Annotated in this window: 2 protein-coding genes; one reads left to right on the top strand and one right to left on the bottom strand. The window is 43.3% G+C overall.

Going from position 1 to position 1,297, the window contains the following annotated elements; translation table 11 throughout:
* The coding region (locus AB4496_RS22445) for a peptidase U32 family protein (protein ID WP_372132012.1) at positions 1-997 on the bottom strand (997 nt) is incomplete at its 3' end.
* A gap of 104 nt (positions 998-1,101) precedes the next feature.
* Between AB4496_RS22445 and AB4496_RS22440 the strand changes: the two genes are divergently transcribed.
* On the top strand, positions 1,102-1,297 hold a 196-nt coding region (locus AB4496_RS22440), incomplete at its 3' end, for a glutathione S-transferase N-terminal domain-containing protein (protein ID WP_372114803.1).

The raw sequence follows: 1,297 nt of genomic DNA, 5'->3' as shown, positions 1-1,297 counted from the left end.
GATCGCTGGTCACTTCTTGAATTTGTACCACTGAGATTTCATTGTTCTCTTTCGTCGCTTTATCAACGGCGTAGTTCATGCTGTTGTCACGAGGATTATCAATGAACATGTCTTTCGTTAGGTTGCCCTTAAGGAAAGAGTTAGTGAAATCACGGTTGAATACTTTGTGCAGGTTTGAATCGTCTTCGATCAACAAACCACTTTCTACAAAGCTATCAATTTGTTTGCGCCACGTATCAACCACTGTGTATACGTAGTGTGCGCCTTTGATACGGCCTTCAACTTTCAATGAGTCGACTTTCGCGTCAACCAATTCAGGTAGGTCGTAGTACGCTGAATTATCTTTCAGGTTCAGTGGAAACTTGTTTCCGGCATCAGTGATTTCGTATTCATCACGACATGCTTGGCTACAACGGCCACGGTTACCTGAGTTACCCACACTTACTGAGCTCGAGTAACATTGGCCAGAGAATGCGATACACAAAGCGCCATGTACAAACACTTCGGTTAGAACATCGTGGTCGTGTGCCACTTCCGTCAGCATTTTGATTTCTGGCAGGTTCAATTCACGAGACAAGTTAACGCGTGTTGCGCCAATTTTAGACAAGAACTTAATCTGGCCTTCGTTGTGTGTCGTTAACTGAGTCGATGCGTGAACATCTAACGATGGAAAATGCTTTTTCACCAAATCGAACAAACCAAGATCTTGGACGATGATGCCATCAAGCTTAGTGTTCACAAGCTGGTTCAACAGTTTAGTGATGCTCTTAATTTCATGCTCCAGCAGCACAACGTTAAGAGTCAAAAACACTTCACAACCGTATTCATGAGCAAGGCGAATCACACCATTCAACTCATCTAACGATAGGTTAGAGGCTCTGTTACGAGCGTTGAAGGTGTCTAAACCGCAATAAACCGCATTAGCACCCGCTACGATAGCTGCTTTAATCGCCTCTACATCGCCACCTGGGGCTAATAACTCAATCTTTCTGCTCATTTTTGAAGTCGCTCACTTACTTATAATTTTTAAGCCGCGTATTCTACCTACATCACGATCTCTTTACCACCTAACAACACTTTTCAAACTAAATGACCTCAATAATGCCAAACGAATTCGATTTACCTATCCTTTATTCTTTAAGACGCTGCCCTTACGCTATGCGAGGAAGGATGGGCATCGCACTATCACAGCAGAAAGTGTTACTTCGAGAAATTGTTACCAAAGATAAGCCTAGCGAACTATTGGCCAGTTCGCCAAAAGGCACTGTTCCAGTATTGGTATTGCCTGATGGTCAAA

The sequence above is a fragment of the Vibrio sp. 10N.222.46.A1 genome (assembly GCF_041473595.1).
Lineage (GTDB): Bacteria > Pseudomonadota > Gammaproteobacteria > Enterobacterales > Vibrionaceae > Vibrio > Vibrio tasmaniensis_A.
Note: the sequence above shows the minus strand (reverse complement) of the source record. Positions and strands in the feature narration are given on the sequence as shown.